26 protein-coding genes and 1 rRNA gene are annotated in these 22,012 nt (G+C 40.0%); all 27 read left to right on the top strand.

Features of this window, described 5'->3' with window-relative positions:
- Positions 1–140 precede the first annotated feature (140 nt).
- A complete protein-coding gene (ylxM, locus tag HMPREF1151_RS06020) occupies positions 141–464 on the top strand; it encodes a YlxM family DNA-binding protein (protein WP_005377912.1) in 324 nt (107 codons plus the stop codon).
- A gap of 1 nt (position 465) precedes the next feature.
- Positions 466–1,818, top strand: a complete 1,353-nt coding sequence (gene ffh, locus HMPREF1151_RS06015; protein ID WP_009661458.1) for a signal recognition particle protein — start codon at positions 466–468, stop codon at positions 1,816–1,818.
- Between the two features lie 58 nt (positions 1,819–1,876).
- Positions 1,877–2,140 (top strand): 30S ribosomal protein S16, encoded by a 264-nt coding sequence (gene rpsP, locus HMPREF1151_RS06010; protein ID WP_004695565.1) that lies wholly within the window; start codon positions 1,877–1,879, stop codon positions 2,138–2,140.
- 21 nt (positions 2,141–2,161) lie between these two features.
- Entirely contained in the window at positions 2,162–2,389 is a 228-nt protein-coding gene (locus HMPREF1151_RS06005) for a KH domain-containing protein (RefSeq protein ID WP_004695567.1), read from the top strand.
- A gap of 14 nt (positions 2,390–2,403) precedes the next feature.
- Entirely contained in the window at positions 2,404–2,811 is a 408-nt protein-coding gene (locus HMPREF1151_RS06000; protein ID WP_005377933.1) for a YlqD family protein, read from the top strand.
- Complete coding sequence (rimM, locus tag HMPREF1151_RS05995; RefSeq protein WP_009661495.1) at positions 2,811–3,308, top strand: ribosome maturation factor RimM; 498 nt, start codon at positions 2,811–2,813, stop codon at positions 3,306–3,308. The genes HMPREF1151_RS06000 and rimM overlap by 1 nt, the downstream gene beginning before the upstream one ends.
- Before the next feature lie 113 nt (positions 3,309–3,421).
- Entirely contained in the window at positions 3,422–4,237 is an 816-nt protein-coding gene (trmD, locus tag HMPREF1151_RS05990; RefSeq protein ID WP_009661431.1) for a tRNA (guanosine(37)-N1)-methyltransferase TrmD, read from the top strand.
- On the top strand, positions 4,234–5,280 hold the full coding sequence (locus HMPREF1151_RS05985) for a DUF4178 domain-containing protein (RefSeq protein ID WP_009661470.1): 1,047 nt from the start codon (positions 4,234–4,236) through the stop codon (positions 5,278–5,280). The genes trmD and HMPREF1151_RS05985 overlap by 4 nt, the downstream gene beginning before the upstream one ends.
- A 44-nt stretch (positions 5,281–5,324) precedes the next feature.
- Positions 5,325–5,897: a hypothetical protein gene (locus HMPREF1151_RS05980; RefSeq protein WP_005377918.1), complete on the top strand. Its 573-nt coding sequence runs from the start codon at positions 5,325–5,327 to the stop codon at positions 5,895–5,897.
- A gap of 14 nt (positions 5,898–5,911) precedes the next feature.
- On the top strand, positions 5,912–7,219 hold the full coding sequence (locus HMPREF1151_RS05975) for a glutathionylspermidine synthase family protein (protein ID WP_009661422.1): 1,308 nt from the start codon (positions 5,912–5,914) through the stop codon (positions 7,217–7,219).
- Positions 7,220–7,323: 104 nt separating this feature from the next.
- A complete protein-coding gene (locus tag HMPREF1151_RS05970) occupies positions 7,324–8,394 on the top strand; it encodes a hypothetical protein (RefSeq protein WP_009661455.1) in 1,071 nt (356 codons plus the stop codon).
- Between the two features lie 10 nt (positions 8,395–8,404).
- Positions 8,405–8,836: a DUF350 domain-containing protein gene (locus HMPREF1151_RS05965; RefSeq protein ID WP_009661466.1), complete on the top strand. Its 432-nt coding sequence runs from the start codon at positions 8,405–8,407 to the stop codon at positions 8,834–8,836.
- 11 nt (positions 8,837–8,847) lie between these two features.
- The gene (locus HMPREF1151_RS05960; RefSeq protein ID WP_009661429.1) at positions 8,848–9,408 is read left to right on the top strand and encodes a hypothetical protein; all 561 of its coding nucleotides are present in this window, start codon (positions 8,848–8,850) and stop codon (positions 9,406–9,408) included.
- Between the two features lie 57 nt (positions 9,409–9,465).
- Positions 9,466–10,038 carry an RNA methyltransferase gene (locus tag HMPREF1151_RS05955; protein WP_009661492.1) on the top strand — a complete coding sequence of 191 codons (573 nt, stop codon included), beginning with the start codon at positions 9,466–9,468 and terminating at the stop codon, positions 10,036–10,038.
- Between the two features lie 9 nt (positions 10,039–10,047).
- Complete coding sequence (locus HMPREF1151_RS05950) at positions 10,048–10,785, top strand: YebC/PmpR family DNA-binding transcriptional regulator (protein WP_009661479.1); 738 nt, start codon at positions 10,048–10,050, stop codon at positions 10,783–10,785.
- A gap of 186 nt (positions 10,786–10,971) precedes the next feature.
- Positions 10,972–11,469 (top strand): crossover junction endodeoxyribonuclease RuvC, encoded by a 498-nt coding sequence (ruvC, locus tag HMPREF1151_RS05945; protein ID WP_005381796.1) that lies wholly within the window; start codon positions 10,972–10,974, stop codon positions 11,467–11,469.
- Entirely contained in the window at positions 11,466–12,074 is a 609-nt protein-coding gene (gene ruvA, locus HMPREF1151_RS05940; RefSeq protein ID WP_009661450.1) for a Holliday junction branch migration protein RuvA, read from the top strand. The genes ruvC and ruvA overlap by 4 nt, the downstream gene beginning before the upstream one ends.
- A 2-nt stretch (positions 12,075–12,076) precedes the next feature.
- A complete protein-coding gene (ruvB, locus tag HMPREF1151_RS05935) occupies positions 12,077–13,081 on the top strand; it encodes a Holliday junction branch migration DNA helicase RuvB (protein WP_005378326.1) in 1,005 nt (334 codons plus the stop codon).
- A gap of 1 nt (position 13,082) precedes the next feature.
- Positions 13,083–14,678: a SpoIID/LytB domain-containing protein gene (locus tag HMPREF1151_RS05930; protein ID WP_009661487.1), complete on the top strand. Its 1,596-nt coding sequence runs from the start codon at positions 13,083–13,085 to the stop codon at positions 14,676–14,678.
- A gap of 8 nt (positions 14,679–14,686) precedes the next feature.
- The gene (queA, locus tag HMPREF1151_RS05925; RefSeq protein WP_005381777.1) at positions 14,687–15,712 is read left to right on the top strand and encodes a tRNA preQ1(34) S-adenosylmethionine ribosyltransferase-isomerase QueA; all 1,026 of its coding nucleotides are present in this window, start codon (positions 14,687–14,689) and stop codon (positions 15,710–15,712) included.
- Positions 15,713–15,720: 8 nt separating this feature from the next.
- A complete protein-coding gene (gene tgt / locus HMPREF1151_RS05920) occupies positions 15,721–16,836 on the top strand; it encodes a tRNA guanosine(34) transglycosylase Tgt (protein WP_009661477.1) in 1,116 nt (371 codons plus the stop codon).
- A gap of 78 nt (positions 16,837–16,914) precedes the next feature.
- Positions 16,915–17,205: a preprotein translocase subunit YajC gene (gene yajC / locus HMPREF1151_RS05915; protein ID WP_005378318.1), complete on the top strand. Its 291-nt coding sequence runs from the start codon at positions 16,915–16,917 to the stop codon at positions 17,203–17,205.
- Positions 17,205–17,771, top strand: coding sequence for a 5-formyltetrahydrofolate cyclo-ligase (locus HMPREF1151_RS05910; protein ID WP_009661465.1), 567 nt, complete (start codon positions 17,205–17,207; stop codon positions 17,769–17,771). Before yajC ends, HMPREF1151_RS05910 begins: the two co-directional genes overlap by 1 nt.
- A gap of 15 nt (positions 17,772–17,786) precedes the next feature.
- Positions 17,787–19,061 carry a protein translocase subunit SecD gene (gene secD / locus HMPREF1151_RS05905; protein ID WP_009661460.1) on the top strand — a complete coding sequence of 425 codons (1,275 nt, stop codon included), beginning with the start codon at positions 17,787–17,789 and terminating at the stop codon, positions 19,059–19,061.
- The gene (gene secF, locus HMPREF1151_RS05900; RefSeq protein WP_005378319.1) at positions 19,058–19,948 is read left to right on the top strand and encodes a protein translocase subunit SecF; all 891 of its coding nucleotides are present in this window, start codon (positions 19,058–19,060) and stop codon (positions 19,946–19,948) included. Before secD ends, secF begins: the two co-directional genes overlap by 4 nt.
- A gap of 143 nt (positions 19,949–20,091) precedes the next feature.
- Positions 20,092–21,267 carry an MFS transporter gene (locus HMPREF1151_RS05895; protein ID WP_009661469.1) on the top strand — a complete coding sequence of 392 codons (1,176 nt, stop codon included), beginning with the start codon at positions 20,092–20,094 and terminating at the stop codon, positions 21,265–21,267.
- Between the two features lie 507 nt (positions 21,268–21,774).
- Positions 21,775–22,012, top strand: a 16S ribosomal RNA gene (locus HMPREF1151_RS05890); the annotation flags it as partial.

Below are 22,012 nucleotides of genomic sequence, written 5' to 3'. Positions count from 1 at the left end.
GCATATTACAGTAGATATAAAAGTAAAATATGAAAATAATTCTCTATAATTTAGATGTTAAGTATTTCTACTTGACACATCTTTTTTTATGCTGTAGTATATGTAAAGTAATATGACTTGACAGTGATGGAGGTGGCGAAATGGAAGAACGAGTACTTATCAGTTTACTCCTTGATTTCTATGGGCCATTGTTGACGGATAAGCAACGCATGTCCTTACAACTTCACCACGAAGATGATATGTCCCTTGGAGAGATTGCTGAGGAATTAGGCGTATCACGACAGGCTGTACACGATAATTTACAGCGTGCACGTCATATTTTGAATGACTATGAATCTAAATTACACTTGGTGGCTCAGTACGAGGCACGTGAACAAGTGATAAGTGAATTAAAAGATACGTTGCCGGCGGATGTGCTTTCACAATCGCGGGTACAACAATTATTGACGCAAATGGAGGGATAATATGGCATTCGATAGTTTGTCAGAAAAACTGCAAGACGCCTTTAAATCCTTAAAAGGTAAGGGCAAAATTACAGAAGAAGATGTCAATCTTGCGTTGCGTCAGGTACGAACTGCTCTCTTAGAAGCGGACGTAAACTTTATGGTGGCGAAAGATTTCGTTAAATCCATTAAAGAAAAAGCCCTTGGTGAAGAGGTGTTCGGATCCTTGAACCCAGCTCAAACGGTTATTAAAATCGTTAATGATGAGTTGACAGCTCTCCTAGGTGGTACGCAAAGCCGTATCATGATTTCCAGTAAGCCTCCTACAATTATTATGCTTGTTGGTTTACAAGGTGCTGGTAAAACAACTACGGCTGGTAAATTGGCTGTATACCTTCGCAAACAAGGTAAACATCCAATGCTTGTTGCAGCCGACGTATACCGTCCAGCAGCGATTAAGCAATTGCAAGTAGTAGGTAAGCAAATCGATATTCCTGTATTTGCTGATGAAACACCAGGTGCTAATCCAGTAGATATTGCGCGTCGTGCCGTAGAGCAAAGCACGCATATGTTGAAAGATGTTGTTATTATCGATACCGCTGGTCGTTTGGCAATCGACGAAGTCCTCATGGATGAATTATCCAACATCAAGGCTGCTGTTCGACCTCATGAAATTCTACTTGTTGTAGACTCCATGATCGGTCAAGATGCGGTAACGACAGCACAAACGTTTAATGAAAAATTAGGCGTTGACGGTGTTATCCTTACTAAACTCGATGGCGATGCGCGCGGTGGTGCTGCATTATCCATTAAGGCTGTAACCGGCTTGCCAATCAAGTTTACGGGCGTAAGCGAAAAAATGGATGGTTTCGACGTATTCTATCCAGATCGCATGGCTTCTCGTATCCTTGACTTAGGGGACTTCAAAACTCTTATTGAAAGCGTACAAGGCGCTATCGATGAAGAAGAAGCTCGTGAAATGGCGCAAAAGATGGCGAAAAACAATTTCACCTTAGATGATTTCTTGAAACAGATGAATCAGGTGAGAAAGTTAGGGCCGTTACAAAATATTATTGGTATGTTGCCAGGCATGGGGCAAATTAAGGATCAATTAAAAGACCTTGATTTGAATAGTAAAGAGGTGCGTCGCATCGAGGCTATTATCAAATCTATGACGGCTGCAGAACGACAAGATCCAAACATCTTAAATGGTTCTCGTCGTAAGCGTATTGCCTTGGGCTCTGGTACACAAGTGCAAGATGTAAATCGTTTATTAAAACAATTCGAAGAAGCGCGGAAGATGATGAAGCGTTTACAAGGATTGCGTGGCGGTAAGGGCGGATTCCCAGGAATGCCAAAATTACCGTTTATGTAATACATGGACAGGGGCGCTGAACCTGTCCAGCACATCATTATAAGGAGGTGAATCCCATATGTTAAAAATTCGTTTGACTCGTTTAGGTGCTAAAAAAGCTCCTTTCTACCGTATCGTAGTTGCTGACGCACGTGCTCCACGTGAAGGTCGTCCTGTTGACACAATTGGTCAATATGATGCTACTAAACAACCAGCTATCGTTAATGTAGACGAAGAAAAAGCTTTGGCTTGGTTAGCTAAAGGTGCTCAGCCTACTGACACTGTTCGCTCCTTGTTCAAAAAACAAGGCGTTATGCAAAAATTTGCAGACGCTAAAAAGTAATTAATAGAGAGGCATACTGTGATGATAGAATTAATTTCATTAATTGCGAAATCATTAGTGAAGCAGCCTGATGCCGTTTCTGTTACCATGGTCCAAAAGGGCAATGTTGAGGTCTATGAACTTCATGTAGCTCCAGAGGATATGGGTAAAGTCATCGGAAAGCAAGGTCGAATTGCAAAAGCAATTCGCTCTGTGGTGAAAGCGGCGGCTATTAAAGAGAACAAAAAGATATCTGTTGATATTGTCTAAAAGGGAGTGTTCCAATGGAAGAAATGACATTACGTGTCCCTGTAGCAGTAAAAGCAAAAGTAACAGAAGATTTGAAAGCGAAAATTGTATCCGATCTTGAAACTCGCCTTGATATGGTGAATAAAGATTTGGAAGCAATTGAGTTTCAAGCTCAACGTATTTTAGCTGATGCAGCTAAAGTTGATGCGACAAGTCTTACTGCAATTCGTCAACAAATCGACGAAGAGAAAAATAAACGCTTGGCTTTCAAAGAAGAAGTAACAGCTAAATTGAAAGATGCTCAAGAATTGACGTTGGGGACTGAAATTCCTCAAGGTACATTAGAGCAAACAGTTACCGTTAAAATCGGGGATAATTTGGATGCCATGATGGGCGCTGAAATCCTATTAGAAGACGGTAAAATCGTTGCGTTTCGTCAATAATGAAGCCTAACGATTTCATCACTATAGGTGTTATCATCGCCCCGCACGGCGTGCGGGGTGATCTTCGTATTATGCCTCAAACCGACTTTCCAGAACGGTTTATGCATATGGATGCCTGTTACATCGATGGTAAAGAATACCACGTTGCATCCGCACGATTTCATAAACAATTCGTATTAGCTTCATTTAAGGAAATTCCTGATCGTAACACGGCTGAATTATTCGCTAAGAAAGAGATTCAAGTACGTCGTGAAGATTTGGTAGAATTACCAGAAGGCCGTTACTATATCTTTGATATGATTGGCCTTAAGGTGCAAGATACAAAGGGCAATGTACTTGGTACATTGACGGATGTATTACAACCGGGAGCTAATGATGTATATGTGGTTTCCAAAGAAGGGGAACCAGATCAATTGTTTGCAGCCATTGATGATGTTATCATTGATATCGATATGGACAAACGCATGATGATCGTAGATCCGCCTGAGTGGGTATAATCCATTTAGGCGGTTTTTTATATCTATTTATAGGTGTCTTATGATAGAATTAATTATAAGATAGCTATATATAGATATATGATAATAATAAGTGTATTCGGAGGAGGCCTGTTGTGAAAATAGATATTATATCCTTGTTTCCAGAGTTTTTTGATGCCTTCTTTAGTCATTCCATCATAAAACGAGCCATAGAGGCGGGACGGCTAGATATGGCTGTGACGAATCCGCGCGATTTTAGTCATAATAAACATGGACAAGTGGATGATACACCGTATGGTGGTGGGGCCGGTATGCTCATGATGGCGCCTCCTATTTTTGAGGCCGTAGAATCTGTTGTCTCTAACTATGATAGTGCTATTAATGGTGCCTACGAAACGGATGAGATGTGTGATGAGATGAGCCTCATTGGTAATCCTGGTGAAAGTATACGTCGTCGCATTGTATTTATGGGGCCTACGGGTCAACCTTTCACACAGGAAAAGGCTAGAGAACTAGCAACTTATGATCAACTGATTCTCGTATGTGGCCATTATGAAGGTGTTGACTATCGCGTAGAGGAACATTTAGTAGATGAAACCATTTCCATTGGTGACTATGTGTTAACAGGTGGCGAGTTGCCAGCTATGGTTGTAGCCGATGCAGTGGCTCGAATGATTCCCGGTGTATTAGGCGCAGCTAGTGGGGCCCAAGAGGATTCATTTTATGAGCCCCTTTTAGAATGTCCGCAATATACAAAACCACCAGAATTTAGAGGGTGGACTGTACCGGATGTTTTACGCAGTGGTCATCATAAAAATATTGCCACATGGCGTCAAAAGGAAGCCTTAAAGCGGACACGATTGTTGCGTCCTGATTTGTTGGAACGACCATTAACAAAAGAGGAAATTAAACTTTTAAAAGAAATTGTTGAAGAAGAGTCTAGGCTATGAATTTTAAGTGTTATGATGTTGTAGAGATTCAGGGAAAGCGATACGTAGTTACTGAAGTTATCTCCTATCAAGAATTCATCATAGAAAAGACAGTGAATTATACTCTTAATGATGAAATGTATAATAATGAATTAGGTACTCATAAAGGGGCTAAGAATTGGACCGAATATGGTCTTATGCTAGTGGATGGTGAAGATAAAAAATGGCTCACCATTGTAAATGGGGAAAAAGACTGTTGTACCTTTTCAGAGACTATTTTACGTTCAACGCCGCCTAAAGGATATAAACTGTACGATAAAGGCTTACAACGCGTCATGTCTGTTAAGGGTGAAAGTAAAGCTAGAAGCGGTGATAAGGCCGATTATAAAGAATATAGAACGATTAAAAATGATAAGATATATGTATTCTTTATTGAGGACTGGCATGGTGGTTTGACGGATCAGGCTCAAGGTGAGCGGATTCGTTTGTCTGATGTACATCGACGGCGAGATCAGGCTGCTCAAGCAGCGAGTAAAAAGATTCGTAATGCAGCTCGCAGAAAAGAATGGACACGATTGGGTCTGAGTTGGGGAATCATTTTATTCTTTTTGGGATATTTGTTTATAGGAGATGTGACTTGGCATGAATTGCGTGATGAAGTAGGATTCCCATATACCATGGAAGAGCGGATTAAAGATTCCTATTATTATGAAACGCAAGGCACAAAAGACGGTTTGATGGTATATACGTCAAAGCAAGATCCCAATGCAACGGCTATCGATCTTATCGATGCTGTGTATGGCAAGGTTTATAACATTAAACAAGACACTAAGTCTCCTGAGCGATGGATTGTCATTTATACGACTAAAGAGGTATCTGTTATTAGTGTGGTTAATGGCACTACGTATGTTGAAGTGGGGGAATTAAAAAACTTGTCAGATTCGGAGAATACACGCATAGCGACTATTAGAAATGACAGTGAAATATTGTTACGATATGCGTATATGGTGGAATTAAAGAATAAGCAGGGACGTAAGACGTTATCAAATATAATAAAAGATTGATATAGTATTGATTTCAGTTACGAAATCAAACGAAGGAATATTATATGTATGAACCAAGTAAGAATACTGTTTACATAGCCATAGCCTTTACATCTATAGCAGCTCTAGTAGGCGCTTATTCGTATTGGGACGATGTTAGCTATGCTCTATGTGATGTGGTCAAACCAGAATCGAATAATGGTGAAGTGCGGCTCGTTGATGATGAAGGTAAAAGCTATACCTTGATTAATCATGGTGATGGAAAAGAAACTGCGCTCTATGATGATGCTGAGAAGTCTGTTACCTTTCATCGTGATGAGAAGGGTGATATTATATGGGATGCAGGCTTAGCCAGTTTGATTCCAACTTTGGCGGTAGGATACTATGCATTTCATGGTTTTTCAGCTCCAACGGCATATATGGATGCACCTAGTATGACCTATCGCGCTACATCACCTCTTACCCCTTTTGATGCAAGTACAGGCGCTAGTAAATCTAATAGTGCAAGAGTGGCTAGAACTATTAATGAAATGACTAGAAATCGTTACAATACTAAAACGAGTAATCGAGCACATAGAATTGGTGAAAAGTATGGCTTTGGTAGTGTAGGGGCTCGAACTTCGAGCGGTGCCTCTTAATGAAAGGATGAACAATGAAATCCTATATTGATGAGCTTGATAGAAATATATTTAATTTCGTGGAATATGAAGGATATGATGATCGGTATCCTTCCTTGTCCATGCAGGCCTTTTCATCCGACTTTTACGATGAAATTCGCCATGCTTCACGTAGATTATTTCAAATATTTTGTAAAGCTGCAAAAGTATTTCAGATGGCACCAGATGACTTTGCTCGAAATATGGATATGCCAGACAATTTAATTCCTTATTTACATAAGTCGAATGCCTTAGGGTTACCGACGTGGTTATCTCGCTTTGATTTTGTTCTCGATGTAAATGGCAATTTGCGCATGGTAGAACTTAATGCAGATACGCCATGTTTTCTCATTGAAAGCTATTATGCCAATGAAGTGGCAGCTAATTATGTAGGACGAAAACATCCTAATATAGAATGCCGAAATGAATTACATACATTTTTAAAGCGCATGTATGACGCTGTTTTATCTGCTAAGTATGGTAGAAACCAATATGAATCTATGCGGGCAAATAGAGAGAGCCTACCTAAGGATCCTTTTGTATTCTCCTGCTTTCATGATTATTTTGAAGACTACGGTACAACACAATTCCTTATGAGGGAATTAAAAACAGCCTGTCCTGAGGCAGATACGCGATTCATATCCTTTTATGATATGAAGATTGATGATGAGGGCATTCCTTTAGAAGATGGTAGTCATGCGACTCTATTGTATCGATTGCATCCCATGGAACTTTTAATTGATGAACAAACACCAGATGGAGAACCTCTGGGTGAAATGTTCTTAGATTTGTACGAGGATGATACATTCGCTCTTTTTAATCCGCCAGAGTCAATTATTTTACAAAATAAATCCTTTATGTCCTTAGTATATGCATTGTATTTAACAGATCAATTTTTTACGAAACCAGATCGAGATATCATCGAGCGTTATTTGGCACCATCCTATTTTGAAAATGATTTTTCAGCTCTTGATGATGGCCTTTATATTCAAAAGGAAATTTGGGGCCGTGAAGGAAGGCATGTACAAGTTGTTCAAAAGCGTGGTGATACATCTGAGCTTTACATGGAAAAGCTAGTTGATAACTATGACGATATCGTTTGTCGCGACAGTAAAAAGGTGATGTATCAAGACTTTATACAGCAGAAACGTTTTACTCATACAGTGGATTGTGGAGTGAAAGATGGATTTTTAACCTTATCCTGTTTTATGCTTGGCGATCAAGCCTCCGCGGTAGGGTGCCGTTTTTCCCCAGAGGAGATAGCTGGTACAGAAGCATATTTTGTACCATTACTAATAGAGTAAGAAACATACTATCTAATTTTTGACCATATAGAGTATGGTTAAACAAAGGATAATAGGTGTACTTCGTAGCAGTTGTGGTTATGTCTACTTTAGAGAGGGTGCGTATGGAGTTTAATTGTTATGATGTCTTAGAGGTTCATGGCAGCCGTTATGTAATCACTGAGAAAATTAAATATATAGAGATTATTCCAAAAGCAGATAAGGAACAATCCTATAGGGGCCAGCCGTCTATGACAAAATCACCTGGTGATTATTGGCATGAATATGGGCTGGAGGCTGTTGAGGGAATCGATAAAATATGGTTAACCATTGAGTACAATGATAATGAATGGTGTACCGTATCTAGAACATCCTTTCATACACGGCCAGGGAAAGATTTTACATTACATCAAATCGGCTTAGAAAAGGTTGTCGATGTGGATGGTGAAAGTGGTGCCTCCGTAGGGGACCGCGCAGGATATCGAGAATATCAGCTGCCTTGTGAAGGTGGTGCTAGTGTATTCTTTGAAGAAGAGTGGTTTGAAGGTGAAAAAATGTTTGCCGAAGGGTCACGAGTGCCCTTGGTGAATATTCGCCTTTGTAATGATGCAGCCGCTCAAGCTATTAAGCAAAAGATGCGTAACAAATTTATGAAAAAAAGGTTTGGATCTATTGCTGTTGGCGTGGGGTATGGTGTACTATTTTTACTATTTTTGTTTTGGTCGGACAATGATTTGTCTTGGCATAGTATACGCGCTATGTTTGGAGTGCCTTATACGGTAAAAGAACATATGCATGACACATCTGCATATTATACAAAGACAGATTCGGATAGCGACTATGTATACACGTCTACACTAGATCCTGTTAGTACCGCATTAGATTTGATTGATTCTGTGAATGGTGATATTAAGAATGAGCGGGATACCTTAGAAGAGGGACATGAAGTTATTGTATTTTATTCTGGGGACTTGGTGTATCTCATCACTAATACGGATGGACAAACTAGGGTTAAGGTATGTGAACAATCAAAATTAACACAAGAGGATTGGAAAATTATTGATCGTACATTAATCAGCTCTCATATACTCGATAACTATGCGACCATGGTTCGACTAGGGGATAATACGGGACGCGAACGATTGTATCCTACCAGCAACTCTAACAACACATCCAATACAAAATTATATTATTAGGAGGCTTATTATGATTTATATACCAGATGTATTATTGACAATTTTTTATGCTTGCTTTGGCGTTATACTGATGTTAACAGCGAATACGGTTATCGATTTCTTCGTGCCTGGAAAATTTAGTGAAGAAATTAAGCGTGGTAACTGTGCTGTGGCGTGGCTTTCAGCGGGATCATTTATCGGTATCGGTGAAATTTTGCGCGCTGTTATTATGTCACCAGCCGTGACTACGGCTGATACGTCTCTGTTACATGGCATTGTAGCCAGTGTTGTATACGCTGTGCTAGGTATTATACTATTTGTAACGGGCTATATGTTTATCAATATTTGGCATCGTAAATATAAATTATCCGAAGAAATTATGCGTGGTAATACAGCGGCTGGTATTCTTGTATTTGGCATTTTCGTTGGTCTTGCTCTTGTTATTAGCGGTGCTGTGCACTAAGGGAGCGTTTTATGTATAAGCCAAGTAAGAAAACCATATACCTTACAGGTGCTTTCGCCGCAGTTGCTGGTCTTGTAGGTGTGTATTCATACTGGAACGATATCTCCTATGCTGTGTGTGATAAGGTTTATCCAGAGGCAAATGAGGGGGAGGTTCGATTAAAGGATAGTCAAGGTAATCGGTATTCTCTTTTAAACCATGGCGATGGAAAAGAAACCGCCTTGTATGACGATAATCGTTCAGTTACCTTTCACCGTGATAATGGTGGAAACTTAGTGTGGGATGCTGGTTTGGCAAGTTTGTTACCAACTATTGCAGCTGGGTATTATATGTTTCATGGGTTTAATCCTCCTACGGCACGTATGGATGGACGAACTATGACGTATCGCGTGGTATCGCCATTAAAACCGTATGAACAACCTAATGAATATACGTCATCAGGATCAACTATACATGGCTATGGCGGTGGAAGAATCTTTCGTAGTTATGAGAATAATAGAAGTAAGAAAGCATCATCTATAGGGCAAAAGTCTGGTTTTGGTAGTGCTGGTGCGCGGTCTAGTGCTTCGTAATGGATATGATGGTACTATGTATTGATAAAAGTTGTTTAAGATTTAGGAGATATAGTATTGGCGAATTTATATATTGGACTCGTTCATTATCCGATTATGAATAAACATAAAGAGGTAATAACGACGGCCATTACAAATTATGATATTCACGATATTGCGCGTGCATCTATCACCTATGATGTGTCTAAATATTTTGTGATTCATAATATACCGGCTCAACGAGAGTTAGCGGCTACCATTATGGAACATTGGAAATCTGGTTTTGGTAGTACCTATAATCCAGATAGAAAAGATGCTTTCACAGGCGTTGAACTCGTTAATTCTATCGCTGTGGCAGTGCGTACTATCGAGGAATTAGAAGGGGTGAAACCCATCATAGCAACTACCGATGCTCGGACCTATGATAATACAATTTCCTATGCACGGATGCGTGAACATCTTGAAAATGAGGGCCGCCCTGTGTTAGTATTATTTGGTACCGGTTATGGTATGACAAAAGAAACGATGGAAAGCTTTGACTATATTTTAGAACCTATATATGGCCACGGTGAATACAATCATTTATCTGTGCGTAGTGCCGTTTCAATCATCTTGGATCGATTGCGGGGCGAAGCATGGTGGAATAAATAGGAGGCGTCTATGTCAGGACATTCAAAATGGGCAAATATTAAACATAAAAAAGGTAAAACCGATGCGTTGAAGGCTAAATTAGCTACGAAAATCGGTCGTGAAATTACCGTTGCAGCACGTATGGGTGGTGCGGATCCAACAGGTAATATGCGCTTGAAATTGGCTTTACAAAAAGCTCGTGAAAATAATATTCCTAAGGATAATATTCAACGTGCTATCGATAAAGGCGTTGGCGCTACGGATATGAATGCATATGAAGAAATCGTATATGAAGGTTACGGTCCTGCCGGTGTTGCTGTTACCGTAGAGGTTATGACGGATAATCGTAATCGTGCGGCTGCCGATGTGCGCCATGCCTTCTCCAAACAAGGTGGTAATCTTGGTGAAAGCGGTTGTGTAGGTTGGATGTTTAAATCTAAAGGTGTATTCGTTATCGATAAAGAAGGTCACGATGAAGATGAATTGACATTGTTGGCTCTTGATGCGGGTGCAGAAGATCTTAAAGCGGAAGATGATGTATTTGAAATCTATACAACGCCAGAAGATTTTGATGCAGTAGAACAAGCATTGGCTGATGCGGGCATAGAAACTGAAGTGGCAAAGATTACAATGATTCCAGATACAACTATCGAATTATCTGGTGACGATGCTGTAAAAATGCAAAAAATGCTCGATGTTTTGGATGACCTTGATGATGTACAAAACGTATACCACAATGGTATTTTGCCAGACGACGAAGAAGAATAATAGAAACGGGGAGTGCTCTAGGAGCACTCCTCATTTTTTGTCTTCCTCTAGTTTCTCCTTGTAAAAAGGTAATAAAAATATCGTGATTTCATGAATTTCGATGGTCTAATATGCTATAATAAAATAGATTATGAGTGTTACGAGGTAAGCTTTGGCTTATCTCATTTTTAAACTGAGGGGGATGGAGTGCGGATTATAGGAATCGACCCAGGTACGGCAATTTGTGGCTATGGCATTATTGACGTGCAGGGAAGCAAGCTAACGCCAGTAGCCTATGGGGCTATTACGACCCCGAAGGAACTGACAGATGCTCAGCGTTTAGAAATCTTATTTAATGATTTAAGCGATATTTTAGAGGAATATAAGCCGGATAAGTTTGGTGTAGAAGAACTCTTTTTTAATCGTAATGTAACGACGGCGATTAAGGTAGGTCAAGCGCGTGGGATTATATTGCTGGCCGCAGAGCAACAGAGAATACCTATATATGAATATACGCCATTACAAATTAAACAGGCTGTTACCGGTTATGGTAAGGCCGATAAAAATCAGGTTATTTACATGACCATGAATATTTTGGGGATTCGTGAGAAAATTAAGCCCGATGATACGGCGGATGCATTAGCAGTCGCCATTTGTACGGCGCATAGTTCTCACCAAGATAGATTGATGAGGTTAATTAAATGATTGGGTATGTACGAGGCATTGTAACACATCTATTCAAGGAATCTTGTTATGTAGATGTACATGGTGTAGGGTACCGTGTGTATGTGCCAACCACTACACGACAACAATTAATAGAGGGGCAAGAGGCCACATTGTTTACCTATCTCAATGTTCGGGAAGATGCGATGCAACTATACGGATTCTGGACAGAGGATGAGTACGAACTTTTTATTCTGCTCATTTCTGTTTCTGGGATTGGGCCAAAGGTAGGCTTAGGCATATTGTCCGGCATGACGCCAGAGGCTTTCAAATTGGCTGTTATTAATGGTCAGGTACAACAATTAACAAAATTACCGGGCATAGGAAAAAAGTCGGCAGAGCGTCTTGTTCTAGAATTAAAGGATAAGTTAGCGAAGATGACTCAGATCAGTGTTGAAACACCTGCAGCCATCCAACCAATTGATGTTACTCATAGCGGACCGAGCGGGGAGGCGATTGAGGCACTGGTATCATTAGGATATGCGCAAAAAGATGTGGAAGCACTAGTTGAATCCTTAAACGATGGTTCAAAAGATGTATCTGCATTGATAAAAGCTTGTTTAGTTGAACTTGGGAAAGGACGTTAGCCATGAACGAAGAAGTACGCCTCGTAGGCGGCGGTGATCGAGAAGAGGACGTATGGCAATATAGTCTTCGACCTAAGTATTTTAATGAGTATATTGGCCAACGAGAGGCTAAGGATAATCTGAATATTTATATTCAAGCTACTAAACAGCGTGGTGAAGCCTTAGATCATGTTCTGTTATATGGTCCTCCAGGGCTAGGTAAGACCACATTAGCTGGCATTATTGCTAATGAGCTGGGTGTTAATTTTCGTATAACATCAGGTCCTGCTATAGAAAAGGCCGGAGATTTAGCTGCTATTTTGACGAATCTTGATGAACATGATGTTTTGTTTATCGATGAGATTCATCGACTTTCACGAAGTGTAGAAGAGGTATTGTACTCTGCTATGGAGGACTATGCCTTGGATATCATCATCGGCAAGGGACCAAGTGCGCGTTCCGTCCGCATTGATTTACCAAAGTTTACGTTGGTTGGTGCGACGACACGAGCTGGGGCATTGGCTGCACCATTGCGTGATCGATTCGGTATCGTGAGTCGATTGGAATATTACAAACAAGAAGAATTAGAATTTATCGTAACTCGTGCAGCGGATATTTTGAATATCGGTATTGAGCAGGCTGGTGCTAGTGAAATAGCTCGTCGCTCGAGAGGAACACCGCGTATTGCGAATCGTTTGTTGAAACGGGTTCGCGATTTTGCACAAGTTGTGGGGAATGGCGTTATTACTGCGGATATTGCAGATGAAGCGCTAAAACGTCTACATGTGGATAAGATGGGACTTGACCGCATTGATAGACGAGTGTTGAAGTGTATTATTGAAAATTATGATGGTGGCCCTGTGGGGATAGAAACAATAGCGGCTGCTGTCAGTGAAGAGAGAGATACCATCGAAGATGTGTATGAACCATATTTGATGCAATTGGGATTTTTAGGTAGAACACCGCGGGGGCGTGTGGCTACTAAATTGGCTTATGATCATCTAGGTATTTCGCAAACAGGGAAATAAAATGAAAAAGAAACAATTACCATTAATGATTATGACAACATTATTGTTAGGCATTCATAGTTTTGCAACTGTTGAGGCTGCACAGGTAGTAGGTAAATCGGGAACAAAACCTGTTGTAGCTAAATCATCAACAACGGTGTCGGGAAAAACTCCTGTAAAAGCTGTGCGTGGAACTATTGGAAAATCCACGTTTAAACCGCTTGTTACAAAACCGGTGCCAAAGGTTACTGCATCTACGACTATTAGACCTAAAGTTACAGCAACTACAACTGTTAAACCTAAGGTTACTGCACAATCAAACGTAAAACCAAAGGGTACGACCATAGCCAATGCAAAACCAAAGGTTGCTAATACTACTGCTGTAAAACCGAAGATTACAATTTCTACTACAGCATCTCGTGCAACGGCCGCGGTGGTGACGAAGAATCAAGTAGAACAAGTAACAACGCGCGTTCGTGTAGAAAATACACCGGACGTTCGCGTTTTACTTGGATCTCGTCGTCAAGATGCCTCCGTATCGAGTGCAAATGGTGTAACCGTTCTTACTAGCAATAATGGTAAGGTTGGTAGTCATAAGGTTGTATCCGTAGGTGTACGGGGCAATAAGATTGCTGTTAATGGCAAAGCTCTTGATTCTGTTGTCACATTAAAACCTACGAGTGGTGACATTTTTACTTTTGAAGGCAAAGCGTATCGAGGGGCTCTTACATTGCGGGCCAATAATGGAGCTATGATGGTTATTAATGCAGTTCCATTGGAATCGTATTTATATGGTGTTGTTCCACAAGAGGCGATTCCATCTTGGCCAGCAGCGGCCTTAGAAGCGCAAGCAGTAGCGGCTCGTACGTATGCACTACATACGATGGAGCAAAATAAAAATCAGCTCTATGATGTGAGCACGTCTACAGATCATCAAGTATATGGTGGTGTGAGCGGTGAAACACAAAGTACTACGGCTGCTGTTAATCATACTAAAGGCGTTGTTATGCTATATAATAATCGTCCTATTAATGCCTTGTTCCATTCTGATGGTGGTGGCTATACCGAGGACAGTGTCAATGTATGGGGCAATGATATTCCGTACTTGAAAGGTGTTAAAGATTTTTCAAATAGCAATTCTAGTGCGTCAAATTGGACAGTATCCACAAGCCGTAGCACTTTAGAGGGCAAGTTAAATGCTGCTAGTAAGGGAGTGGGTAAGTTGAAGAGTATTCAATTAACCCCATTGGGAAATCCTGGCAAGGCCACAGCCGATAGAGGCGTGTCTGGGCGTATTAAATCGGCGACCTTCGTAGGTACTGCTGGTAAGGTTACGGTAAGTGGTGATGATTTACGGGGCATGTTAGGTTTAAAGTCAACATTATTTGATTTTTATGTCAATCAAAATCCAGCAAGTTCAACTGGTAAAGCGTATCATACTTTCACAGGCAAGAATGATACAGTGTACATTAAAGGTCATGGGTGGGGCCATGGTCTTGGTATGTCACAATGGGGCGCCGCTGAAATGGCGAAACGAGCTGGTACGGGGGACACTAATTATTATCAAACAATTTTAAGACATTACTATAGTGGTATTACATTGAAAAAAATGTATTAAGGATAAGAATGAAAGTTACAGATTTTGATTATGATTTACCAGAGGAGCTTATTGCTCAACATCCTGTAGAGCCTCGCGATACATCGCGGTTGCTTACATTGGATAAAATAACTGGTGAGTATACACATAAAGCACATTTTTACGATTTACTTGATGAATTACAAGCAGGAGATGTCCTCGTGTTTAATAATACGAAGGTTATCCCAGCTCGGTTATATGGTCAACGAGAGGGTTCCGGTGGCAAGGTGGAGGTTTTATTACTTACACCATGTGGAGAAAACCGCTGGGAGTGTCTCGTTAAACCTGGCAAGAAATGTCCGATTGGACAGGTTATTGTGTTTGATGAGCGGTTGAAAGCAACTGTATTAGATAAAACTGATTTTGGCGGTCGTATCGTGGAATTTACCTGCGATGGTGTATTTGATGATATTATTCAAGAAATTGGTGAAATGCCGTTACCACCATATATTCATGAAAAACTTGAGGATAAGGATCGCTATCAAACGGTGTATGCAAAGGAAAAGGGATCTGCTGCGGCTCCAACAGCGGGACTACACTTTACACCGGAACTATTAGAGAAAATTAAAGCTAAAGGTGTAGAACTCGAGTTTGTTACCCTTCATGTTGGTTTAGGTACCTTTAGACCTGTATCCGTAGAAACTATTGAAGATCACGATATGCATAGCGAATTCTACAGCGTATCTGAAGATACAGCGCGTCGTATTAATGAAGCAAAATCTAAGGGTAAGCGTATTATTGCAGTAGGTACTACATCGATTCGCACCTTGGAATCAGCCTCTACTGATGATGGTATACTACATGCCACAAGTGGATGGACAAAAATCTTTATCTATCCGGGCTATAAATTTAAGATGGTAGATGCATTGGTAACCAATTTCCATTTACCACAATCTACATTATTAATGCTCATTAGTGCACTAGCCGGTCGTGAACATTGTTTAGCAGCTTATAAAGCAGCTGTAAAAGAACGATATCGATTCTTTAGTTTTGGCGATGCTATGTTTATACGTTAGGAGATTCTATGCCGAGTATTACATATGAATTACAGAAAACATGTCCTCATACGGGTGCCCGTGCGGGATTGTTACATACGCCACATGGCACGTATGAAACACCTATGTTTATGCCCGTTGGGACACAGGCGACAGTAAAAACGATGACGCCAGAAGAGCTAAAGGCCATTGGGTCACAAGTGATTTTAAGCAACACCTATCATTTGTTCCTAAGACCTGGTCCTGAACTCATAGAAGAAGCTGGTGGCCTTCATAAATTTATGAATTGGGATCAAGCAATCCTTACGGATAGCGGTGGTTTCCAAGTATTCAGCTTAGGCGATATGCGTAAGATTACCGAAGAAGGGGTAACATTTAGATCTCATATCGATGGATCTAAACAATTTCTTTCCCCAGAGGTGGCCACAAAAGTACAGGAACAACTTGGATCTGATATTGCGATGGCCTTTGATGAATGCATTCCTTATCCTGCAGAACATGATTATGCGAAACGCTCTACAGCGCGTACTACGCGTTGGGCACATCGATGTCAAGAGGCTCGTCATGCTCATGATAGACAAGGTATGTTCGGTATTGTGCAAGGCGGTATGTATAAAGACTTGCGCAAACAAAGTGCAGCAGAATTAGTGGCGATGGACTTTGAAGGATACAGCATTGGTGGTTTATCTGTAGGGGAACCACATGATTTGATGAATGAAATTCTCGAATATACAACACCGTTGTTGCCAACCAATAAAGCTCGTTATTTGATGGGCGTTGGTACAGCTGACTGTTTGGTAGAAGGGGTGGCTCGCGGTATTGATATGTTTGACTGCGTATATCCTACACGAGTTGCGCGAAATGGGATGGCCATGACTTGGCACGGGCGTCTTAATATTCGAAATGCTCAATATGCGCATGACTGGGGCCCTCTTGAAGAAGGTTGTCAATGTTATACATGTAAAAATTATTCTCGTGCTTATTTACGCCACTTATATAAGGCGGAAGAAATTTTAGCATTGAGACTTGTTACATACCATAATTTATATTTCTTATTAGAGTTTATGCGCCAGATGCGTAAAGCTATTTTAGAGGATCGATTCCCTCAATTTAGAATGCAATTTTGGGATAACTTTAATAAATAATATAAAAAAACTAGTCAAATTCATTTTGAATAGATATACTTATAAAGATAAGATGAATTTTAGTGAGGAGGATTACCCATGGGTGATATCGAACAAATTTTACAAACTAGCTGGCCAATCCTTTTGATGGTCGTAATTTTTTATTTCTTGTTGTGGCGTCCACAAAAGAAACAACAAAAAGAACGTACTAATTTGTTGAGCAGCTTGAAAAAAGGCCAAAAAATTGTAACTATTGGTGGTATCTATGGCGAAATTATCGAACTTGATGATGAAAAAGTTAAGGTACAAGTAGCGGAAAAAGTAGAAATGACATTTGCTCGTACTGCTATCGCATCCGTAGTTTCTAAAAAAAATAAGGAAACTAAGTAATGATAACAAAAGAAGCAGTGCGCCAGGCGTGCAAGTCCCAGCGCGCTGCTTTATCTATTGCAGATTGTGAATCTTGGGCACCTAAGCTATGTCACGAGATTGTTCAATTACCTCAGTATGAACAGGCACAATCGATTATGGCCTATTTAGCGATGCCTAAAGAAGCCAATTTGGATGATGTTATAGAACATGCTTTACAGGCAGGTAAACGCGTTTATGTACCTGTTTGTACTGATAAGACTACGATGATTGCTGTACGACTTCATAATCTTCACGATGTAGTGCATGGCGTCCTAAATATCCGTGTCCCAAAGGAGCCCTATGAAATCATTGATCCTAAGGATATTGATTTTGTGTTAGTGCCTGGTGCCGGATTTGATCGGCTTGGTGGTCGTATGGGAATGGGAAATGGTTATTATGACCGTTTTCTTAAGGGGCTTTCACCATCGAACTATATTGGTGTCGCATGGAAAGCGCAAATTATGAAAAACCCGATTCCGATGGAACGCTATGATCAACGTATGCCCGCTATCGTTACAGAACAGGGTGTAATTCATGTTATTTAGAAGGGAGCAACGATTTTGAAAGGCAAGGCTATAGTTAAATTCTTAGTCGTTATTGCTGCAATTATTGGTTGTTTTGCGTATTTTATTGGACCGTTAGCCGGTTCATTAAAGCAAGGCCTTGATTTACAAGGTGGTACGCATATTGTGCTAGAAGCAGAGGATACTGAGCATGGTACAGCTGATAATGATGCGGTAGAACGAGCAAAACAAATTCTTGAACGACGCATTAATGAAATGGGTCTGTCCGAACCTATTGTGCAACGGGAAGGGGCAAAACGTATTATCATTGAATTACCAGGTGTTAAAGATCCTGATGAAGCAATGAAACGTATCGGTAAAACAGCGGTCCTTGAATTTAAAAATGAAAAAGGCGAGACTGTTATGACCGGTGATGACCTAAAAGATGCAAAAGAGGAAATGGGTCAAAATAAACAACCTTTAGTTGCTATCGAGCTTAGTGATGAAGGGGCAAAGAAATTTGCTGATTTAACATCTAAAAATATTGGTCGTCATATTTCCATTACTCTCGATGGTGATGTATTAACCAACCCTGTAGTACAACAAGCTATTACCGGTGGTAAGGCTACTATTTCTGGTAGTAAGTCCTTAGATGAAGCAAAAGATTTAGCAATTTTATTGCGTTCTGGTGCATTACCTGTAAAAATTAATGTCCTTGAAGTTCGTACTGTAGGTCCTTCTTTGGGTCAAGATTCAAAGGATAAATCCGTAGTAGCGTTTGGCGCTGGTATTGCCATGATCATGGTATTCTTACTTTTGCTCTATCGTTTATCCGGCTTTGTTGCCAATGTAGCATTGCTTGTATATGTTATGTTATTACTTCTCGTGTTAGGTAAAGGTTTTAATGCAACTATGACCTTGCCGGGCATTGCGGGTATTATCTTATCTATGGGTGTTGCGGTAGATGCGAACATCCTGATTTTCGAACGTTTTAAGGAAGAGGTTTTCTCTGGTAAATCCATGCGTGTTGCTATGGAGGCTGGTTTTAAACGGGCTCTTTCTACAATCACTGATGCGAACGTATCCGTTATCATTACAGCTGGTATCTTGACGGTCTTAGGCTCTGGTCCGGTAAGGGGTTTTGCTATCAGCTTGGGCGTAGGTGTTGTTGTAAGTATGTTTACAGCGATTACTGTCAGCCATTTCTTGCTTCGCCTATTAATTGATTGTAACTTTACTAATCATCCATTCTGGTTTGGTGCTAATATCTCACCAAGTAAAAGTTCTGATGATTTTGCACCAAAATCTTTGAAAGGAGGTAAGCGCAAATGAGTTTCAACGTAATTAGACATCATCGTTGGTGGTTTGTGATTTCCTCCATTCTAGTAATCATTAGTTTAATTTCTATTTTTACAAAAGGCTTTAACTTTGGTATTGACTATACTGGTGGTACCATTGTAGAGGTTCAATTCACTAAACCTGTAGAGGTTAGCCAAGTTCGTGATGTATTGAAAACATTCGACCTTGAAAATGCACAAATTCAATTGTCTGGTGATACTGCAGAAACAGCAGGCGAAGATGTTATGATTCGAACTCGTAACTTGGAGCCAAGTGAAAGTGCAGCTGTAGTAGAAAAATTGAATAGCGATATCGGTGAAAACACAGTAAAACGTATTGAAACCGTTGGTGCTGTTATCGGCTCTGAAGTAACGCAACATGCGCTATTGAATCTTGTTATTGCCTTTGCTGTATTGGCGCTCTATATTTCTTATCGTTTTGAATATAGAATAGCCGTATCTGCATTGACTGCTATTTTCCATGATTTGATTATGGTATTAGGTGTATTCTCATTCTTCCAATTAGAAATCGATGCATCTTTCTTGGCAGCCATCTTAACCGTTGTAGGTTATTCCATGAACGAATCTGTAGTTATATTTGACCGCGTTCGTGAAAATGCTCATACTCATAAACGTACTGATACATTTGAAGACTTGGCGAATGCTTCTATTGCACAAAGTATTCATCGTAGTATCTATACATTAGCTACTGTAATGTTTGCCTGCGTATCTCTATTTGTATTTGGTGGGGACACAACAAAAAACTTCGCTCTATGTATGATTATTGGTTTCGCCAGTGGTGCATACTCCTCCATCTGTGTCGCTACATCTTTATGGGTGCTCTGGAAAAATAGAAATAAGAACGACATTCGCAATCAATAATTTGATTGTTATGGTGAAAGCTATAAACCCTAATCGCATTTTATTGCGATTGGGGTTTTTCTTATGAGTGAGATCATTGTGATTCAAAGAGAAATAACATACAATAAAGACTATATAAGGTTTTAAGTAGAAAGAGTGATATAGTGAGTTCAGAACGTTTATGGAGTCCTGCTTTTATCAATTATGGTGTAAGTAGTGGCATTTTTTATATGACCCAATATGTCTTAGTGGCGGCATTGCCCATAATTTTAACAGCTGAATTAGGTGGTACCGCTTTAGATGCGGGATTGGCTATGACATATTTCCAAATCGGGACCATCTTATGTCGTCCTTTTGCAGGACGTTTAATTGATGGGTTGGACAAACGCATAATTTTATTGATTTCATCTGTTTTATTCTTTATTATTATGGGGTTGTTTAATTTAACAACATCGTTACAAACGATTTTTGTGCTACGGGGCTTACATGGCGCTATATTTGCATTAGGTACTACTGTTATGGCAGCACTGGCCGTAGTTGTTTTGCCTGCTTCACGCAAAGGTGAAGGCATCAATATGTTTGCTGTATTCTCAAATATTGCTATGGTATTAGGTCCTGCTGTTGGTTTATATGCATTACAAGTCTATGGAAGTTCAGCGCTATATATATTTCTGACTATAATGACTGCGCTAGCTTTTATTTTGAGTAATGTCATTCGATTGCCAAAAGAGTTAGCTAAACCAAAACAAAAATCTTCTAAGGGATGGAGTATATCTCAGTTTATAGAAAAACGAAGCCTTCCTTGGGCATTAATGGGATTGTTTATAGGTTTTACATACTCTGGTGTTCTAGTATTTATTCCTATTGAATTGAATAGTATGGGAGCAGGTGTATGGGGTAGTGTGTTCTTTGCTTTGTTTGCGCTCATGATAATTATTAGCCGACCATTAGTAGGTAAAGTATATGCTAGATATGGCTCACGGTTCGTCATCTATCCTGGTGTAGGCCTATTTATCGTAGGCCTCGCTATTCTTGGAGTGGTATCGACTCCGGTTGGGATTATTTGTACTGCGCCATTACTTGGGCTAGGCTATGGAGCTGCTCAACCTGCATTTCAAGCGTTAGCAGTTCAATCAGCACCAATAGAACGTGCAGGCGTTTCTACAGCCACATACTTTTTAGCACTTGATATAGCCGTCGGGGCTGGATCGGTTATCTTAGCCTTAATTGCAAATGCATTAGGCTATCAATCTTTATATCAAATTACATCACTCATAATGATCATAGCACTAGCTTTATATCATTTCGTAATTCGTAAACACTCATATATAGCGGAATAAGCATTATAAAAAGCACGTATTTCTTATAGTATGTATGATAGTAAACTATCAAAATACTAGGTAAATACGTGTTTTTTATATGAAATAGTAATGATATAGTAACAAGCTACGTAAGGCAAAATATTGATTATAAATGAGTTAATAATGAAGTTGTAAAAAGTGATGAAAAAGCGGTTGACGTTTTCTTTGTTTGTGATATACTAATACAAGTCGTTAGGACACAGCGTAAATCGGATGACAGCACATCATTAAAACATGTGAATTTAATTCAAAAAGTTTTAAAAAAGTGCTTGACGAAATACTCTGAACTTGGTATTATAATCAAGTCGCTAGCGCACGACAGTGACTAGCAAACAGATCTTTGAAAACTGAACAATGATAGGTAATCAATCATATGATTGAACATATGCCAGAGTGCGGGTTTTGACATAGTCAAAACCAACCATAATTCAAAGTTACTTAAATGTAACGACAACAAATAATGAGCTATTCAAATAGCTTCAAGATATCTTGGAGAGTTTGATCCTGGCTCAGGACGAACGCTGGCGGCGTGCTTAACACATGCAAGTCGAACGAAGAGCGATGGAAGCTTGCTTCTATCAATCTTAGTGGCGAACGGGTGAGTAACGCGTAATCAACCTGCCCTTCAGAGGGGGACAACAGTTGGAAACGACTGCTAATACCGCATACGATCCAATCTCGGCATCGAGACTGGATGAAAGGTGGCCTCTATTTATAAGCTATC

It is taken from the genome of Veillonella sp. ACP1 (assembly GCF_000286635.1).
Classification (GTDB): Bacteria; Bacillota; Negativicutes; order Veillonellales; family Veillonellaceae; genus Veillonella; species Veillonella atypica.
Note: the sequence above shows the minus strand (reverse complement) of the source record. Positions and strands in the feature narration are given on the sequence as shown.

Bases quoted from the DNA above. Each gene is read 5' to 3' on its own strand.
- ylxM (WP_005377912.1), top strand. From the start codon at position 141: ATGGAAGAACGAGTACTTATCAGTTTACTCCTTGATTTCTATGGGCCA.
- ffh (WP_009661458.1), top strand. From the start codon at position 466: ATGGCATTCGATAGTTTGTCAGAAAAACTGCAAGACGCCTTTAAATCC.
- rpsP (WP_004695565.1), top strand. From the start codon at position 1,877: ATGTTAAAAATTCGTTTGACTCGTTTAGGTGCTAAAAAAGCTCCTTTC.
- HMPREF1151_RS06005 (WP_004695567.1), top strand. From the start codon at position 2,162: ATGATAGAATTAATTTCATTAATTGCGAAATCATTAGTGAAGCAGCCT.
- HMPREF1151_RS06000 (WP_005377933.1), top strand. From the start codon at position 2,404: ATGGAAGAAATGACATTACGTGTCCCTGTAGCAGTAAAAGCAAAAGTA.
- rimM (WP_009661495.1), top strand. From the start codon at position 2,811: ATGAAGCCTAACGATTTCATCACTATAGGTGTTATCATCGCCCCGCAC.
- HMPREF1151_RS05985 (WP_009661470.1), top strand. From the start codon at position 4,234: ATGAATTTTAAGTGTTATGATGTTGTAGAGATTCAGGGAAAGCGATAC.
- HMPREF1151_RS05980 (WP_005377918.1), top strand. From the start codon at position 5,325: ATGTATGAACCAAGTAAGAATACTGTTTACATAGCCATAGCCTTTACA.
- HMPREF1151_RS05975 (WP_009661422.1), top strand. From the start codon at position 5,912: ATGAAATCCTATATTGATGAGCTTGATAGAAATATATTTAATTTCGTG.
- HMPREF1151_RS05970 (WP_009661455.1), top strand. From the start codon at position 7,324: ATGGAGTTTAATTGTTATGATGTCTTAGAGGTTCATGGCAGCCGTTAT.
- HMPREF1151_RS05965 (WP_009661466.1), top strand. From the start codon at position 8,405: ATGATTTATATACCAGATGTATTATTGACAATTTTTTATGCTTGCTTT.
- HMPREF1151_RS05960 (WP_009661429.1), top strand. From the start codon at position 8,848: ATGTATAAGCCAAGTAAGAAAACCATATACCTTACAGGTGCTTTCGCC.
- HMPREF1151_RS05950 (WP_009661479.1), top strand. From the start codon at position 10,048: ATGTCAGGACATTCAAAATGGGCAAATATTAAACATAAAAAAGGTAAA.
- ruvA (WP_009661450.1), top strand. From the start codon at position 11,466: ATGATTGGGTATGTACGAGGCATTGTAACACATCTATTCAAGGAATCT.
- ruvB (WP_005378326.1), top strand. From the start codon at position 12,077: ATGAACGAAGAAGTACGCCTCGTAGGCGGCGGTGATCGAGAAGAGGAC.
- HMPREF1151_RS05930 (WP_009661487.1), top strand. From the start codon at position 13,083: ATGAAAAAGAAACAATTACCATTAATGATTATGACAACATTATTGTTA.
- queA (WP_005381777.1), top strand. From the start codon at position 14,687: ATGAAAGTTACAGATTTTGATTATGATTTACCAGAGGAGCTTATTGCT.
- tgt (WP_009661477.1), top strand. From the start codon at position 15,721: ATGCCGAGTATTACATATGAATTACAGAAAACATGTCCTCATACGGGT.
- yajC (WP_005378318.1), top strand. From the start codon at position 16,915: ATGGGTGATATCGAACAAATTTTACAAACTAGCTGGCCAATCCTTTTG.
- HMPREF1151_RS05910 (WP_009661465.1), top strand. From the start codon at position 17,205: ATGATAACAAAAGAAGCAGTGCGCCAGGCGTGCAAGTCCCAGCGCGCT.
- secF (WP_005378319.1), top strand. From the start codon at position 19,058: ATGAGTTTCAACGTAATTAGACATCATCGTTGGTGGTTTGTGATTTCC.